The 16,354-nt window shown below is 73.0% G+C and carries 15 protein-coding genes; 5 read left to right on the plus strand and 10 right to left on the minus strand.

Features of this window, described 5'->3' with window-relative positions; genetic code table 11:
• Positions 1-9 precede the first annotated feature (9 nt).
• The 8 genes from ACIBIW_RS29020 to ACIBIW_RS29055 all read right to left on the minus strand — a co-directional run bounded on the left by ACIBIW_RS29020 (position 10) and on the right by ACIBIW_RS29055 (position 9,459).
• On the minus strand, positions 10-915 hold the full coding sequence (locus tag ACIBIW_RS29020; RefSeq protein ID WP_399340156.1) for a zf-HC2 domain-containing protein: 906 nt from the start codon (positions 913-915) through the stop codon (positions 10-12).
• Positions 912-1,484 carry a sigma-70 family RNA polymerase sigma factor gene (locus ACIBIW_RS29025; RefSeq protein WP_399340158.1) on the minus strand — a complete coding sequence of 191 codons (573 nt, stop codon included), beginning with the start codon at positions 1,482-1,484 and terminating at the stop codon, positions 912-914. The genes ACIBIW_RS29020 and ACIBIW_RS29025 overlap by 4 nt, the downstream gene beginning before the upstream one ends.
• Positions 1,485-1,641: 157 nt before the next feature.
• A complete protein-coding gene (locus ACIBIW_RS29030) occupies positions 1,642-2,250 on the minus strand; it encodes a CGNR zinc finger domain-containing protein (RefSeq protein ID WP_399340160.1) in 609 nt (202 codons plus the stop codon).
• Positions 2,251-2,476: 226 nt separating this feature from the next.
• Positions 2,477-3,622, minus strand: coding sequence for a uroporphyrinogen-III synthase (locus ACIBIW_RS29035; RefSeq protein WP_399340162.1), 1,146 nt, complete (start codon positions 3,620-3,622; stop codon positions 2,477-2,479).
• Positions 3,623-3,709: 87 nt separating this feature from the next.
• The gene (locus ACIBIW_RS29040) at positions 3,710-5,116 is read right to left on the minus strand and encodes a nitrate/nitrite transporter (RefSeq protein WP_399340164.1); all 1,407 of its coding nucleotides are present in this window, start codon (positions 5,114-5,116) and stop codon (positions 3,710-3,712) included.
• A gap of 208 nt (positions 5,117-5,324) precedes the next feature.
• Positions 5,325-6,602 carry an acyltransferase gene (locus tag ACIBIW_RS29045; protein WP_399340166.1) on the minus strand — a complete coding sequence of 426 codons (1,278 nt, stop codon included), beginning with the start codon at positions 6,600-6,602 and terminating at the stop codon, positions 5,325-5,327.
• Positions 6,599-8,833: a polysaccharide deacetylase family protein gene (locus ACIBIW_RS29050; RefSeq protein ID WP_399340168.1), complete on the minus strand. Its 2,235-nt coding sequence runs from the start codon at positions 8,831-8,833 to the stop codon at positions 6,599-6,601. The genes ACIBIW_RS29045 and ACIBIW_RS29050 overlap by 4 nt, the downstream gene beginning before the upstream one ends.
• Positions 8,830-9,459 (minus strand): hypothetical protein, encoded by a 630-nt coding sequence (locus tag ACIBIW_RS29055; protein ID WP_399340169.1) that lies wholly within the window; start codon positions 9,457-9,459, stop codon positions 8,830-8,832. Before ACIBIW_RS29055 ends, ACIBIW_RS29050 begins: the two co-directional genes overlap by 4 nt.
• 758 nt (positions 9,460-10,217) lie before the next feature.
• Here ACIBIW_RS29055 and ACIBIW_RS29060 point away from each other — a divergent pair.
• Together ACIBIW_RS29060 and ACIBIW_RS29065 are read left to right on the plus strand one after the other, a co-directional pair.
• Positions 10,218-11,429: a hypothetical protein gene (locus tag ACIBIW_RS29060; RefSeq protein WP_399340171.1), complete on the plus strand. Its 1,212-nt coding sequence runs from the start codon at positions 10,218-10,220 to the stop codon at positions 11,427-11,429.
• A gap of 10 nt (positions 11,430-11,439) precedes the next feature.
• Complete coding sequence (locus ACIBIW_RS29065; protein ID WP_399340172.1) at positions 11,440-11,898, plus strand: hypothetical protein; 459 nt, start codon at positions 11,440-11,442, stop codon at positions 11,896-11,898.
• Here the strand turns inward: ACIBIW_RS29065 and ACIBIW_RS29070 are convergent.
• Positions 11,877-12,683 (minus strand): GNAT family N-acetyltransferase, encoded by an 807-nt coding sequence (locus tag ACIBIW_RS29070; protein ID WP_399340174.1) that lies wholly within the window; start codon positions 12,681-12,683, stop codon positions 11,877-11,879. The genes ACIBIW_RS29065 and ACIBIW_RS29070 overlap by 22 nt on opposite strands.
• A gap of 826 nt (positions 12,684-13,509) precedes the next feature.
• Between ACIBIW_RS29070 and ACIBIW_RS29075 the strand changes: the two genes are divergently transcribed.
• Positions 13,510-14,046, plus strand: a complete 537-nt coding sequence (locus ACIBIW_RS29075) for an ester cyclase (RefSeq protein ID WP_399340175.1) — start codon at positions 13,510-13,512, stop codon at positions 14,044-14,046.
• A 49-nt stretch (positions 14,047-14,095) separates the two neighbouring features.
• Here ACIBIW_RS29075 and ACIBIW_RS29080 read toward each other — a convergent pair whose 3' ends face one another.
• Positions 14,096-14,743, minus strand: a complete 648-nt coding sequence (locus ACIBIW_RS29080; RefSeq protein WP_399340177.1) for a maleylpyruvate isomerase N-terminal domain-containing protein — start codon at positions 14,741-14,743, stop codon at positions 14,096-14,098.
• 472 nt (positions 14,744-15,215) lie between these two features.
• Between ACIBIW_RS29080 and ACIBIW_RS29085 the strand changes: the two genes are divergently transcribed.
• Both ACIBIW_RS29085 and ACIBIW_RS29090 read left to right on the plus strand, forming a co-directional pair.
• Complete coding sequence (locus ACIBIW_RS29085; protein WP_399340179.1) at positions 15,216-15,827, plus strand: hypothetical protein; 612 nt, start codon at positions 15,216-15,218, stop codon at positions 15,825-15,827.
• Positions 15,828-15,837: 10 nt separating this feature from the next.
• Positions 15,838-16,287: a protein phosphatase gene (locus ACIBIW_RS29090; protein ID WP_399340181.1), complete on the plus strand. Its 450-nt coding sequence runs from the start codon at positions 15,838-15,840 to the stop codon at positions 16,285-16,287.
• The last annotated feature ends 67 nt before the right edge of the window (positions 16,288-16,354 follow it).

A 16,354-nucleotide genomic window follows, 5' to 3' on the forward strand; every position in this document is an offset into this window, starting at 1 on the left:
CGCACCCGCTCAGGAGTGCAGGGAGACCAGGCGCTTTCCGTCGAAGGTGCGTACCTCGAAGTGGTCGATGTCGTTGGGCGGCAGTGACGCGCCCCCGTGCACGTACAGGGGGTACTTCGCGGACGCGTACGTACTGTTGGCGATGCCGTAGCCCCACTTGGGCACCGCCCAGGAGGCGAGGGTCTCGCGGGCGCCGTCCTTGGCGTAGGCGACCAGGGTGCACCGCAGGGGCCCGTGCACGTTGGTCAGCTCCAGCATCGCGTGGGTGCCCCACGCCTTGCGGTCGAGGCCGAGGGTCGCGCTGACCTTGGTGGCGGAGTCGGTGGCCCGCAGGGTCTGCGGCATGGCGCGCAGTTGCGCGTGCTCGCTCGGCATGGCGGTGTGGGCCGCGCCCCGGCGGCCGTCGGTGATGGCCACGACGGCGGTCGGGCCGCCGATGATCAGCGCGGCCGAGGCGGCCACCAGCGCCATGGTGCGCCTGCGGCGCCTGGCGCGGCGGGCCGCGACCTGCCCGAACAGCTTCTCGGAGAGCCCGGGGCCCGGTTCCGGCTCGTACGGCACGGCGGGCACGGAGGCGGCCGCGGACTTGGGCTCGGGTGTGGCTCGGGGCGTGGAGGGGGGCGCGGGGGCGGCGGTCCCCGGGGCCGCGGAGGCGGTTCCCCGGGCGGCGCCGGGTGCGGTGTCCTGGCCTGGGGCGTCCGGCAGGCCCGCGAGTGCGGCCAGCATGGGGGTGACGCCGACGAGGTCGTCGAGGTCGCGCGCGCAGCGGTCGCAGTCCGCGAGGTGCTCCTCGAAGGCGGTGGCCTCGGCGTCGTCGAGGATGCCGAGGGCGTAGGCGCCGACGGTCTCGTGCACCGAGCCGGGCGCGGCGGCGCCCCCTGGGCCCGGGGTGCCCCGCTGCTCGTCCGTGCTCATGAGGTCACCCCCCGTTCTTCGAGTGCGAGTTTCATGGAGCGCAGGGCGTAGAAGACGCGGGAGCGGACGGTGCCGCTCGGTATCCCGAGTTTCTCGGCCGCCTCGTTGACCGTACGGCCCTTGAAGTATGTCTCCACGAGCACCTGGCGGTGGGCCGGGGTGAGGTCGCCGAGCGCGTCGGAGAGCGTCATCAGCCAGAGCGCCCTGTCGATCTCGTCCTCCGCGGGGATCACCTCAAGCGGGGCCGGGTCGACCTCCTGGGGTCTGGCGAGCCTGCTGCGGTGGCCGTCGATGACGATGCGGCGGGCGACCGTGACCAGCCAGGGGCGCACGGAGCCGGTGGCACCGGCCAGTGCCGCGGCGTTCTTCCAGGCCCTGATCAGGGTCTCCTGGACGATGTCCTCGGCGCGCTGGCGGTCGCCCGCGACGAGCCGCAGCACATACGCGTGCAGCGGTCTGGCGTGTTCCCGGTAGAGGGCCCGCATCAGCTCCTCGTCGGGTTCCGGCGGCGAGGCGCTGACGCGAGCCCTCGCCGGGCGTTCATCGGCCACGGCGGATTCCTCGCGCACGCGTACCTCCGGGTTCGCCTCGTCGGCTGGCCCCCAGGGGTACGTACGGTAATTGCTGAGCGTTCAACAACTCTACGGGGAATCCGGCGGAGGCAGGTGCGCGGGGTGCCGGGGGCGGGACCGGGGCGCGGGCCGAGGGCGCCGGGCAGGCCCGGCGTCAGACGGGGCCCACGGCGGCCTCCCTGGCGGCGCGGCGGCGGTGGCGGGCCACCCGCTCGCGGTTGCCGCAGGACTCGCTCGAACACCATCTGCGGCGGTGGCCGCGGGAGGTGTCCAGATAGATCAGCGGGCAGTTGTCCCCGGCGCAGCGGCGCAGCCTGCCGCGCGCGACCGGGTCGGTGAGCAGGTCGACGGTGTCGCGCGCGAGAAGGGAGAGCAGGGCGTCGCAGCCGGGCTCCCCGAGCAGGGTCCGCACCAGGCGGCCGTCGGCGCCCGGCACCGCACGGGGCACCGGGGGCGCCTTGCTGGCCAGGTCGTTGACGCGGGCGAGTGCCGCGGTGGGCCGCGGGGCCCGGCCCTCCAGCTCGGCGACTACCAGGCTCCCGACGCAGCCGCGCAGCTCGTGGAAGGCGGCGGTCCAGTGCGGCCCCGCGGCGGGCGGCGTACTGCCGGGCGGCAGCAGTCCCTCGGCCGCGCACCAGGCGAGCAGCCGGGGCAGCGAGTCGAGGTGCTCGCAGGGATGGGTGGTGGCGAGCAGGTCGAGACAGATCCGCCCGGAGTCGAATCGGGGTTCGCGGGCCGCTGCCGTGCCGGGGCTGCTTGCCATGAGCCTGTCACCGCCTTGCGGGGGTCCGGTGGTTGTGCCCTCCCCCCTACAGTGCCCGCGTCGGGCCCCGCCCGGAACCCGGTGTTCGCAAAGCGGGGCCGCGCGGTGCGCGGGGAGGGCGCCCCCGGGGCGGGGACGGCCGTGGCCGGACGGAGCGGTCCGCACCGGGCCCGGCGGTGGCCTGACGTGCGCGCCCGCGCCCCGTCCCCCGTACGCACGCGTCCCTTTACGCCCCGTACTTGTCCCCTGCCGAGGGGTCGAAGGCCAGCCGGTAGCCGCGCTTCACCACCGTCTGGACCAGCTTCGGGGCGCCGAGTCCTGCGCGGAGGCGGGCCATCGCGGTCTCCACGGCGTGTTCGTCGCGGCCCGAGCCGGGCAGCGCCCGCAGCAGGTCGGCCCGGGAGACGACCCACCCGGGGCGGCGCGCGAGCGCCCGCAGCAGCGCCATGCCCGCGGGCGGCACGGGCCTGAGGGCGTCGTCGACGAGGGCCGCGTGCCCGCGGATCTCCAGACGGTGTCCCGCGACCGGCAGCACGGGGGCACGGGCGGGCAGCTCCCGGCAGACCAGTTGCACCAGCGGGCCGAGCCGGAAGCGGTCGGGCTGTACGGTGTGCACCCCGTGCGCCTGGAGCGGCTGGGCCGTGACGGGGCCCACGCAGGCGGCGAGCACGTCGTGCTCCAGGGCGCCGAGCAGTCCCGGCAGCATGCGGCGCTCCTCGGCGCGGCGCAGCAGCGAGGCGGCGGCGGGCGCGCTGGTGAAGGCGAGCGCGTCCACGGCGCGCGCGGCGACCGCGTCGAGGAGCCGGTCGACGGGCCCGATGTCCTCGGGCGGCATCCACCGGTACACCGGCACCCCGACGACGTCGGCGCCCGCGTCGCGCAGCGCGTCCACGAAGCCGGGCAGCGGCTCGCCGTGCAGTTGGACCGCGATCCGGGGCGCGGTGCCCGCCCCGGCGACCTCGGCGAGCAGCCGGTCGAGCACCTCCGCCATCGACTCGGAGCCGGGCGACCAGGTCTCGCTGAGCCCGAGAGCCCGCACGGCGCCCTTCACCTTGGGGCCCCTGGCGAGGAGTTCCGCCGCGCGCAGCCGGTCGAGGAGCGGCTCGCCGAGCCCCCAGCCGTCGGCGGCCTCGATCCAGCCGCGGAAGCCGATGGCGGTGGTGGCGACCACCACGTCGGGGGGCCGGCTGATCAGCCCCTCGGTGGCGGCGAGGAGTTCCGTGTCGTCCGCGAGCGGCACGATCCGCAGCGCGGGCGCCTGCTGCACGGCGGCGCCGCGCCTGGTGAGCAGCGCCGCCAACTCCTCGGCGCGGCGCGCCGCGGTGACTCCTACCGTGTAGCCGCTGAGCGGCCCCGTCTGCTGCTCGTCCATGACCGCCGATCCCACGTCCCGAGGGGTTGTGCCGAAGAGCCTCGCCCGGGCACGTGTCGGGCTCGGTTCGCCGCGATGTCCGCCGTGTTACCCGTGCTGCCGCGGGGCGGTGGTTGTGCCCGACGGCACCGGGCGCGCACGGCGCGCGGGTGCGCCCCGCAGGTATACGGCCCGGGTGACTCCGTAACAGGCAGCGTAGAAGACGAGGAAGCCGAGGAAGGCCGCGGTGCCGGTGCCCGCGGTGTCGTAGGACTGGCGCAGGGCGAGGTTGACGCCGAGCCCGCCGAGCGCGCCGACGGCGCCGGTCAGCCCCATCGCGGCGCCTGACATCCGGCGCGTCCAGGCCGCCGCCGCCTCGCCGTCGAGGCCGCGGCTCTCCGCCTCGGCGCCGAAGACGGCCGGGATCATCTTGTACGTGGAGCCGTTGCCGAGCCCGCTGAGCAGGAAGAGCGCGATGAACGCGGCGGTGAACAGCGGCAGCGACGCCCGTACGGAGGCGAGGGCGACGAGGGCCGTGGCGGCGGCCATGGCGGTGAAGTTGGCCTGGGTGACACGGGCGCCGCCGTACCGGTCGGCGAGCCTGCCGCCGACGGGGCGCGCGAGGGAGCCGAGCAGCGGCCCGAGGAAGGTGACGGCCGCGGCCTGGAGCGGGGTGCGGCCGAACTGGGTCTGGAGGACGAGTCCGAAGGCGAAGCTGTAGCCGATGAAGGAGCCGAAGGTGCCGACGTAGAGGAACGCCATGGTCCAGGTGTGCGGGTCGCGCGCGGCCTGCCGGACGGCGCGGGTGTCGCCGCGCACGCCGGTGAGGTTGTCCATGCGGCGTGCGGCCAGGACGGCGGCGAGCACGATCAGCGGCAGGTAGAGCGCGAGCAGCAGCCGGGGGCCGCCCCCGGCGCCGATGACGGCGAGCGCGAGGAGCTGGACGACGGGGACGCCTATGTTGCCGCCGCCCGCGTTGACGCCGAGCGCCCAGCCCTTGCGGTGCTGGGGGAAGAACGCGTTGATGTTGGCCATGGAGGAGGCGAAGTTGCCGCCGCCGAGCCCGCTGAGCGCCGCGCACAGCAGGAGGACGCCGTACGGGGTGCCAGGACGCATCGCCGCGAGCGCGGCGGCGGTGGGGAGCAGCAGCAGGCCCGCGGAGACGACCGTCCAGTTCCGGCCGCCGAAGCGGGCGACGGCGAAGGTGTAGGGGACGCGGACCACACCGCCGACGAGGGTGGCCACCGAGGCCAGCGCGAACTTGCCCGCGGGGTCGACGCCGTACTCGGGCCCCATGAAGAGCACGAGCACCGACCACAGCGTCCACACCGAGAACCCGATGTGCTCGCTGAGCACCGAGAACAGCAGGTTGCGGCGGGCGACGCGGGCCCCGGTGCGGGCCCAGAAGCCGGGGTCCTCCGGGTCCCACTCGTCGATCCAGCGGCCCCGGCCGCCTGGCGCCGCGGTGTGCGGCGCCTTCGCCCCGGCCTCTCGTCGCGCGCTGGATGCCGTCATGCCACGCCCCTTCGTCCGTCGTCGGTCCGTCGTCGGGGCGACGCTAGGCACGGGGCGTTTCGGGGCTGTGGCGGACGGGGGCGGCCCGGCGAACGTTGCGCTCACCGGGGGCGTGCGGGCGAGGTGAGGTGCGGGGGCGTGCGGCGGCTGGTGCGAGGTGCGCGGCGCACGCGGGCGTGCGGTCAGGCGTTCACGCGGTGGCGCGCGGTCAGGCGGGTGCGCGCCTGGCGTGGCCGCCGGGCGCCCGGTGCGCGCCGCCGTCGCGGGCGCCTCCGTCGGTGCCGGGCGCGGGCGGCGCGGGGGGCCTTGCGCGGTCGCGCCTGCGCGCCCCGTCGGGCCACAGCCGCGGCCGCCGCCCGGCCGCCAGGTCCTCCACCCAGCCGAGGGCCGCGACGGCCACCGCGATCATCGGCCACACCAGGACGAACATCCACAGCGTGTACGTCTTGTCCAGGGCGTTGCCCCAGCGGTCGTCCATGAACGGCAGCTTCCACGCCTGGTCGATCAGCGGCACGGTGAGCATGATCAGGGCGTTGTGCCAGAGGTAGATGGTCACGGCGCGGTTGTTGGAGAGCGTGACCAGCTTGTCGAACGCGGCGAGTCTGCCGGGCAGCCGGCGCCAGGACGGGGAGTACTGGAGCAGGATCAGCACGAAGCCGAAGGACCAGGCGGCCTGGGCGAGCGGGATGTCGCCCAGGTCCCAGCCCTCCTCCGTGAGGTGCCCGTGGGCCCACCAGATCCCGAACACCATGATCAGCGAGGCGCAGGACACCGCCATGTAGCGGGGCACCTTCCGCAGGGCGCCCTCCTGGTGTGCGACGCCGAGCATCCAGCAGGAGCCGTACGTCATGAAGTCGGTGAGCGCGCGCCCCGTCTCACCGGGGATGTCGACGAGGCCGGTGGTGACGACGGCGGTGACGGCCATCGGCGCGAGCACGGTGGCCAGCGGGAAGCGGCGGAAGGCGCGCAGCAGCAGCGGGGTCGCGATGACGAACCACAGGTAGGCGCGGATGTACCAGAGGGGGCCCGCGGCCTGGTCGGCCCAGGTGGTGTCGAAGAGGCCGCCCGGGGAGGCGATCTCGTCGGGGTACGGCGGCGCCCCCACGGGGACCAGGTAGTTGAGGAGCTTGAGCCGGCCCCAGGTGGGCCCCTCCTCCGCGGTGGGGTCCCAGTGCTGGAGGAAGAGCAGCACCAGCACCACGGCGCCGAAGAGCCACATCGGCGGCAGCAGCCTGCGCATCCGGCCCTTGATCACGCCGAGCGCGGGCCTGCTCAGCGAGCGCGCCATCAGCGATCCGGCGAGCGCGAACATGACGCCCATGGAGGGGAAGAGGATGGACAGCCAGGCCCATCCGAAGAGGTGGTAGACGACGACGCGGACGAGCGCGACGGAGCGGAGCAGGTCGAGGTACCTGTCACGGCCCGGTCTCGCGGGCGCGGCCGCCCCCTCGCCCGCGCCGTCCGCCTCCGGGGTGTGCGGCGTCATCCGACGGGCCTCCGATCGTTGGCGCGCCTGCGGGGCGCGGGGATGACGCCCGGTGCCTCCACGACACCGGTGCGGCGGAGCTTCTGCCAGCGCAGCCGGCCGCCGGTGAGGGCGGTGATCCAGGACTGGAGCAGGACCACGTACATGAGCTGCCGGTACATGATCTGCTGGAGCGGCAGCGAGATCAGATGGTGCATGGGCTCGCGGTCGAGCCGGAACGCGTACGCGGCGCAGACGGCCTGGAACAGCAGGATGCCGAGCCACGCCATGAGGGTCCTGCCGGTGGGCCCGAAGACCAGGCCGTACACGAAGAAGAGGTCGATGAGCGGCGCGAGCAGCGGCGCCAGGACCATGAACAGGGAGACGAACGGCAGCCCGACCCGCCCGAAGCGGCCCGAGGGCCCCCGGTCGAGGACGGCGCCCCGGTGCTTCCATATCGCCTGCATGGTGCCGTACGACCAGCGGTAGCGCTGGGACCAGAGCTGCTGCACGGTCTCCGGGGCCTCGGTCCAGGCGCGGGCGTTCTCCGCGTAGACGACGCGCCAGCCCGCGCGGTGCAGCGCCATGGTGACGTCGGTGTCCTCGGCGAGGGTGTCGTCGCTCATGCCGCCGATGGGCTCCAGCGCGGAGCGGCGGAACGCGCCGACGGCGCCCGGGATGGTCGGCATGCAGCGCAGGACGTCGTACATCCTGCGGTCGAGGTTGAAGCCGATGACGTACTCGATGTGCTGCCAGGCCCCGATGAGGGAGTCCTTGTTGCCGACCTTGGCGTTGCCCGCGACGGCGCCGACGGCCGGGTCGCCGAAGGGCTGGACGAGTTCGCGGACGGTGGACGGCTCGAAGACGGTGTCGCCGTCCATCATGACGACGAGGTCGTAGCGGGCGTTGGCGAGGCCCCGGTTGAGGGCGGCGGCCTTGCCCGCGTTGTGCTGGCGCACCACGCGCACGTTCGGCAGCCGCATGTCCTCGACGATGCGGGCGGTGCCGTCGGTGGAGCCGTCGTCGATGACGATGACCTCGACGGGGTGGTCGCTGCCCATCAGGGAGCGGACGGTGTTCTCGATGCACTTGGCCTCGTTGAACGCGGGCACGAGCACCGACACCGGTTCTGTGACCGGCGGCCCCCAGCTGAACCGTCTTCGGCGCACGCGGCGCGCGTGCGAGCCGGAGAGCACCAGCATCATGACGAACCGGGCGATGACCAGGACGCCGATGACGGCGAGGCAGACCACGAGCACGTCCGCGGTGTGGTCGGCGAGGGCGACGAGCAGCACCCAGGCCCTGCCCTTCCACAGGTCGAGGCCCCTGACGGGGGTGAGCGCGCTCGGCTTGCCGAGCGCGTCGGTGAGGTTGTCGAAGGTGTAGCCCTCGTGCTGCATCGCCGGCAGGTACCTGTCGAGGGCGGCCACGGTCTGGGCGCGGTTGCCGCCCGAGTCGTGCATGAGGACGACGGCGCCCCTGCCGTCGTGCGGGGTGGCGCGGCGGATGATCTCGGGGACGCCGGGGCGCCGCCAGTCCTCGCTGTCGCGGTTGTTGACCACGGTCACGTAGCCGAGGCTCGCCACGTACTCGGTGGGCGGCCAGGACTTGTTGTCGAAGGCGTCCGCGAAGGAGGAGTACGGCGGCCTGAACAGCGAGGTGCGCACCCCGGCGGCGCCCGCGATGGCGAGCTGGGTCTGGGACAGCTCCCAGTTGATACGGCTCCTGGACTGGAAGGCGAGGTCGGGGTGGTTGAAGGTGTGCACGCCGACCTCGTGGCCCTCGTCCACCATCCGCTTGACGAGTTCCGGGTAGCGGGACGTCATGGTGCCCGTGACGAAGAACACGGCGTGCGCATGGTGTTTCTTGAGCACGTCGAGCACCTTCGGTGTCCAGGTGGGGTCCGGACCGTCATCGAAGGTGAGCACGATCTTCCGGTGCGGGATACGGACGGTGTTGATCTTGCCGTCGGTGCCCTGGATGACGGGGCCGCCGTCGAGGATGCGGTGCGGCACCTTGTCGTAGTCGGCGGGCTTGGCGACCCGGTGGTCCGCGAGGATCTCGCTGTGCACATAGCCGCGCAGCATGAGCATCGCCATGATCGCCGCGAGCAGCAGCGAAGGCAGCAGGTAGCGCATGGGCAGGCGTCTCTTGCGGGGACCGCGCGCCGCCCGCCCCCGGGGCGCGGCGGAGCGCTGCCTGGCGACCCTGCTGCGGGGGGCCGTCCGGCCGTGGGTGGTGCGGGGTGTCATCGGACCCGGGCCTCCCGAGCGCCGGCCGGCTGCTCGCCGCCCTCGGGCGGGCTGGCGGGCGGGTCGGCGGGCGTGGTGTCGCCGCCACCGGGCTCGTCGCTCTGGTCGGGGCCGGGCGAGTCGGGCCTGCCCGAGGAGTCGCCGCCGCCCGGGTGGGAGGGGGAGTCGGCGGGGTCGCTCTTGCCGCCGCCCGGCTTGTCCGGCTTCGTGGACTGCCCGCCCGGGGTGCCGCTCGCGGAGTGCGTCGGGTCGGGGGACGGGGACTCGCCGCCGGTGGACGGTGCGGTGCCCGTGGTGCCCGACGGTGTGACGGAGGCGGAGCCCGCGCCGGAAGGGGCGGCGCTCTCGGTACGGGAGGGCACCGGCGAGGTGTCCACGGAACCGGCAGGCTTGCCCGCTTCCGGGCCCAGGCTGGGCAGCCAGGGGGCGTTGGAGTTGCCCGAGACCAGTGTGGCCACGATGACCACGGCGTAGACCGCGCATATCAGGCCGACGACGGCGCCGACCATGCGGAAGTGCCGTCCTCGGCGGCCCGACTCGTCGACGAACACGGGCCCGTCGGAGCCCTCGGGCTCGCCGCCGCCACGGGAGCGCAACTCGTCGAGATCCCGGCCGAGGCCGTCCATCTGGACGGTTACCTCGTTCGGGTCATGCGTGACCCCCGGTTGGGCGTCTTCTCGCCATTGTTCCATGCCTGCGCACATCCCCCCACAAGAAAAAAACCGGATGCGTCTTTTCGTGCGAGGTGCGGCCTTGAACCGGGCCCCCACCCGGTCCGAACGCCCCCCTTACCACATCGCACCCGGACCAAGAATGTAGCGCACGCCGGTGGTAACTGCTCTCCCGTGCCAGTCCGTGGTCCTCACGGGCCCGACTTCCGTGGCCGAAATTCGGCCAGCGGTATGCCCCTGAACCCGGCCTTCTTCCGCGCCGATCTCCGCTACGGAACGGCGTCGCGGGATAATCCACAGATCCTTCAGGACCGTGTGCCACACCAGCGATGCGGAGTCGGGGGCTCCAGGACGGTACGTCGCGCGCGGCGGTCGGCGCGCCTGGCCGGATAACCCACCCCTGCCAGTACGTAATTACGATTCTCCGCCATGTCCCGCCGCCCCGGAGCCACCCCTCGGGGACCGCCTACGGCCCCCGGTGCGTGACGTCCGCAGTTCGCTCGAAATGGGTATATGACGGTTCTGTCGACCGTCTGACTGAAAGATCATGTGAGTGACCCGTGAGGGCGGTGTGGAGGACGGCGCCCTCGATGATCATCGCTGGAAGCGTTCGCTCGCGTGAACGGACGGTTCGCACAGGGGGACGGTCGACGTCTTCCGTTCCGCCGTGGAAGCCCCTTCCGGCGACCGCGGCGGAACGGAAGAATGAGCCCATGACGCTGCGATACCGCGACCTCCGGGAGGTCGACCTCGGAAAGCTGGACAGCGCGGTGGCCGACTGGAAGAAAGTGGCGGACGACTTACGGAAGTTGAAGGGCAGCGCCGAGAACGGCCTGAAGGCGAAATCGGACTCGGCGCGCTGGGAGGGCGTGAACGCGGGGGTTACCCGCGGTTTCGTGAACAAGACCGCCAAGGAAATTGCCGATCTCTCCGCAGAAGCGGACAGTATTCACCATCTACTTGACGACGCTCATCGCGAACTGGTCAGAATCCAGAAGAAGTTGATCGGCCTGGTGGCGGAGGCGGAGGACAGGTCGTACGTCGTGACGGACGAGGCGGCCGACACGGTCACGGTCTCCGCACGCACCGCCCCCGGCGAGCCGGTGAACGAGGACGCCGCCACCGAGCGGGACCTCAAGCACTACGCCGACCAGATCAGTTCCTGCCTGCTGGAGGCGGAGACCCTCGACCAGGTCGTCGCCTTCGCCCTGGGACGCGTACACGGCAGAGACCCGTACAACGCGGGACACAAGACCTATGACTCCCTCAAAGACGCCGAGATCGACCCGGCGGCCTTCCAGTACCCTCCGGAGGCGTCGGACGACAGGTACCGGGCGGCGTGGGCGAGCGCGGAGCCGGGCGAGCACGACAAGTGGGTCTTCCGCGAGACCTGGTCGCTCGCCGACACGTACATGGCCCTGGCGGGCAACAAGCGCTCGGCGGAGTTCCTGACGCACTGGCTGGACAACACCGGGGAACCGATGCGGGTGCGGCCGACGGAGATGATGGGGGATCTGGAGTCGTTCCGGTCCGCGGTCCAGGATGAGTTGCGCCCCGGAAAGTTCGACAGCGGCTGGAAGTCAGGGAGTGTGCACGACGAACTCCGTCTCCCCGGGGGCGGCGACCGTGAGAACGTGCAGGACTGGTTCCACACGCTGAACGGCTACCAGTACCGCGTCCGCGGCGATACCACGGCTGAGGGGGAGAAGTTGACCGGCGAGGTGACCGTCGACGTGTACAAGCGCTACAACTGGGGCAATCCGGCGGGCGGCAAGCATCGCGACGACCTGGGGCCCGAGGGATGGATGGGAAGCCTGACGTCCGGCGTCTTCGACATCAAGCAGAACGATCTGGCGCATCTGCACACCACCGGGATGGCCCGTGACTACGACGTCATCGGGCACGAGACCTTCCACATCGGCTGAGCGGGCGCGCATGAGTGACGCGAGGATCGGCCGGGCGCTACTGGGCGTCTGCTGTCTGGCCCTGCTGGCGAGCGGCTGCGGTGACGACCGGTTCCCCCACCAGTACGAGGACACCGACACAAACGTCAGCCTGGAAACGGCCTTGAAGGACCACCAGGTGACACTCCCCCGCAAGGCCAGGGACGTCCGCTACTCGGCCAACAACCAGACCGAGGGCTATCCACTCCTGATGGAATTTCGCATACGGTGCGCATCCGCAACAGACTTCATCACCACGAACTCGTTCAAAAAGGCGACTCGGCATGACATGAGCGGTGGGCTCGTGTCTGCCGGCGCGAGCGAGGCGGGCTGGCGTCCCACCTCCGGAGATGCCTGGTACGTACGCCACTCGTCAGGTCACCGCTACTCCCTCGGCGCCCTGATCTCCCCCGAAAGCGGCGGCGACTGTCACGTCTGGGCCGCCACCTGACCCCCCGGCGACCACACGTACGGCGTCGTGGTGGTCACCTCGTGGAGGCCGAGGCGGCGGAGGATGGGCGCGCTGTCGGGTGAGGCGTCGACCTGGAGGTAGCGGGCGCCGCGCGCCGCGGCGAGGTTCGCCCGTGCGGACACCAGGGCGCGGTAGATGCCCCTGCCGCGCCACTCGGCCAGCGTGGAGCCGCCCCAGAGCAGCCCGAATTCGGTGCCCGGCCTGAACTCCAGCCAGGCCGCGCACACCACCTCGCCGCCCGCCTCGGCGACCAGCACCACGACGTCGTCGGGGGCGGCGGCCCTGCGCCCGATGAGGTCGTCGGCGAGCCAGCTCCAGTCGTCGTCCCACACCGCCGACTCCATGGCGGCGATCCGCCGCATGTCCGCGTCGGACGCGACCTCGCGCAGATCCACGCCCTCCGGCAGCACGGGGTGCGCGGCCAGCCGCTCGACCTCGCCGATCAGCACCGTCTCGCGCTCCTCCGGTACGAAACCGGCGGCGGCCAGTCGCTCCGGCAGGTCCTCCGGCAGGTCGTGCCCCCGGGTCTTCCACTCCACCGCCTCGCCGCGCGCGCCGAAGTGGGCGGTCTGGCGGGCGATCAGCGCGTCGAGTTCCGCGCCCCGTACGCCCACGTCGCGCGGGGCGTCCACGAAACCGCGGCGCTGACCGGTGATCCTCAGCAGCGGGCCGTCCTGTTCATGGCGCACACCCGGAGCAGGGGCGGACGGTCTCTGCCGCAGTTGGGCATCGTAAACCGCGAGCAACTGGTCGATATTCGTCATGGGCGAAACGGTATCCGCCATGGCCGGAATTCGGGATTCCCCGACGCTGACCTTCGCAAACTCCCCCGTACTAGGCGAACTTAAGCCATCTCCCGCACGCTGGCGCACGCCCGGAACCGGTCTAGGTCGTGTCGTTTGGATCTTCGTGGACCAGGGTGCGGCGTCAGATGCGGTGCATCGCAAGGCGGAGGATCGTCCTCGTACTGGGCGTACGTGGACGTTCCGACAACGCGGCGAGGTGCCGTAGCTGGCGTCGCACCCCCCGCGAAGATCCAAACGACACGGCCTAGGGGAGGCCGGACGGTCGAGGGGAGAACCGTATGTCCCAGGGCGTCGGAGCAAGGGCGTGCGCACGTCGGCGCGAGCGCCGGGCCGAGGGCGCGCCACAGCGGAGTGCGCACGCTTGTGCCCGCCCGCGCGCGGCACGGTCCACGGCGCCCGCGCGGGGCGAGGACTCCGCTCGCACGAGCGAACACCGGGCCCGCGCCTGGAACCCGCCGCCGTTAGTCCGCTGGCCCGCACCGCTTGACGGTTCCGCGGGGCCCGCCCTGTCCGCCGGGGCCACCGGGCCGCGCCTGGGGTAGCCCAGGGCTGGGGCCCGTTCGGGTTTCCGCCACGGCAGCGCGTTCATATCCCATGTCCCGTCCCCTCCCTCCGTGTCCTTCCGGGTCCTTCCGGGTCCTTTCGGGTTTTTTCGGGTCCGGCCGCGTCCTGGCGAACGCGCCTGCGGAGGGGCCCGGTTGAGGCTGCCGGTGCCGCCCCGCCCCGTGGGGTGCGGTGCGCCGTACCGCTCCTGTGCACTGACGTTCCGAGAAGAGGAAGAACCATGACCGAGACAGTCGTGACCCGCAGGCCCTGGGATCTGCGCCGACGGAGACCCGGGCCCGGCGCCACGGGGGCGCGGCGCGGCTGGCGACGACGCCCGGGGCCGGGGGCCGCCGAGGCCCAGCGGATCTGGGACGGCTGGCTCGCGCTGTGGAGCGGGAACACGGCGCTCGGCGCGGAACTGCTCGCCGAGCGGGTGACGGTGCACTCCCCGAAGCTGTCGGAGCAGTTGGACCCGAGCACCCTCGTCGACCGGGAGAAGGCGCTCGCCATGATCGGCGCCATCCACGCGATGACGGGCCTTGAATACACCAGCCAGGCCGGGCCCGTGGCCCAAGGCGACCTGATCGCTGGCGCCTGGACCTACACCGGCACCTACCGGGGCGGGCTGCCCGGCGCGACGGCGGCGCCCGGCACCCCCGTCACCAACGAGGGCGTCTACCTCCTGCGCCACACGGACGGCCGTGTCCACGAGTGGTGGAGCGCCGCGGACAACATGGGGCTCCTGCTCACCCTCGGGCTCCTGCGCAGAGGCTGACTCAGGACAGCGGCCCGGCCCGCCCCGCCGGTGGCGGGCGGGCCGTGGCTCACCCCAGGAACAGCGGGAAGCGCGCGGGCAGTTCGGGCCGCCCGGCTCCGTCGGGGGTACGGCGTCCCGTGCCGAGCCGGAGCGCGTCCTCGTCGGGGAGTGCCGCGGGAAGCGGTGTCCCTGCGATGTCCTCCAGCATCCGGCGCGCCTCCGCCAGGCACTCGGCGGGCGGCCCCGCGCGTCCTGGGAGGTGGGCGACCAGGTCGAGGTGGTGCAGCGTCCATTCGAGGACGTACGCGGAAAGGTAGTCCCCGGCCGTCAGCACCTCGTCCTGGGTCCCCACCCGCAGGCCGCGGTCGGCGAGCGCGGCGGCGCGGCCCGCGGCCGAACCCACGTCGTCCAGGTGGAACTTGAGCAGCCCCGGGTCCTCGTAGGCCGCGGCGAGGCGGACGGTGAGCGCGTCGAGGGGGTCGTCGCCTGTCGGCGGCTCCGCGGCGACCTGCCAGTAGGTCAGCGCGGTGCGGGTGGGTTCCTCGTCCATCGGCGTCGCGAGGGTGATCAGTACGTCCTGGGCGTCGATGACCAGATGGCAGGCCAGGTCGCGCACCAGCCAGCCCGTACACCCCGAGGGCCGTCCGAAGTCCTCGTCGGGGGTCTCGGCGACCGCCGTGCGCAGTGCCGTCCAGGAACGCGAGAAGAGATCCACGCGCGCAAGCTAGCAGCGCGCGCCCCGCGCGGCACGCGCTTTATGCGCCCCGGCTCCGCACCACACGCCCTTGCGAGCAGCCGCGCGCCCGCGCATGCCGCCCCCCCCACGGCCTCTGCACCCGCCGACCGCGGGCTCAGTGGCGGTACAGGTGCTCTTAAGCGGGCCCGACCACCCTGAGGCGTGAGGCACCGTCGGGAGGAGCACCGTCATGGCGCGGCGCGTGTGTGTGATCGGAGCCGGGGAGAGCGGGCTGGCGGCGGCGCGGGCGCTCGCAGCGCGCGGGGTCGCGTCCGAGGTGTACGAGCGCGGTCCCGGCGCTCCGGCACCCGGCGCGCGCCTGGGACGTTACGGCCACCTCCGTGACGTCGAGCCTCCCCTCCCTGAAGTGGGGCCGTGCCTCCGTGAAGTGGAGCCGTACCTCTGCGGGGTGGAGCCGTACCCAGGTGAATTGGCGCCGCCCCTCCGGCAAGTGACGCCGCCCATCCGGTTCCGTACCACCGTCGGTCTGGTCGAGCCGGACGGTGCCGGGTACACCGTGACCCTCGACGGCGGCCGGGCGCGCCACTTCAGCCATGTGGTGGTGGCGAGCGGCCTGCGGCGGGAGAGGCCTGGACGTGTCGACGGCTGCGCGGGCGGCGCCGGTGTCCCCTCGCGGTGCGGCGGCGACCGCGTCGCCGACTTCCCGTTCCTGCCCTCCGATGCGGCTCCCCTCATGGTGGGGCCGATGCGGCTGTTCCGGCGGATCGTGATGCCCGGCCACGAGCGGATGTTCTTCGTCGGTTTCGTCAGGCCGCGCGGCGCGTGGGCGCCGGTCGTCCTGGCGCAGGCGCGGTGGGTCGCCGAAGTCGTCGTGGGCGGGATCACGCTGCCGGGCCGCTCCCGTATGGCCGACGCGCTCATCACCGACGAACGCGCCCTCGGCCACCGCCTGCGCCACGTCCCCCACCCCACCGTGGAGATCGACGACCACCGCTACCGGCGGCAACTGCAACGCGACCGCGACCGCGCACGGCGCCCGGCCGCAACCCGGCAGGCACCGCCCCGAACTGCCGCGGCAGCCCCCGCCCCCACCCGGTGTTAACCTCCCCGCCATGACGACCCCCTGGCCCGACGACACCCCCGGCCTGCTGTGTCTGCCCTCGGGGCGGCGGTTGCGGGGGCGGGGGCTGCGACGGCCGGTGCCCGAGGGGGCCGCGCCGACGTATGGCGTGTATCTGCTGGGGAAGCGGCCCATGGAGACGGCGTGGGAGGCCCGTTGGGTGCGGTGGCCCGACTTCCGGCTGCCCTCCGACCGCGCGGACGCCGCCGCGGCGCTGGGCGACGCGTGGGAACGCGCGGCGACCGAGCGGGTGGAGATCGCCTGCGGTGGCGGGCAGGGCCGCACCGGGACCGCGCTCGCCTGTATCGCCGTCCTCGACGGCGTGCCGCGCTCCGAAGCCGTCGCCTACGTACGGGCCCACTACGCCCCTCGCGCGGTCGAAACCTTCTGGCAGCGGCGGTATGTGAGCCACTTCGGCGCGGACGCGACACACATCGGATGACCGGGGGCCGAAGGCCGGTCGGGCCGGTGGGACGACGGATGCGGCGGCGGTCCGTGAGGAAACCGCG

It is taken from the genome of Streptomyces sp. NPDC050560, assembly GCF_044457285.1.
Classification (GTDB): Bacteria; Actinomycetota; Actinomycetes; order Streptomycetales; family Streptomycetaceae; genus Streptomyces.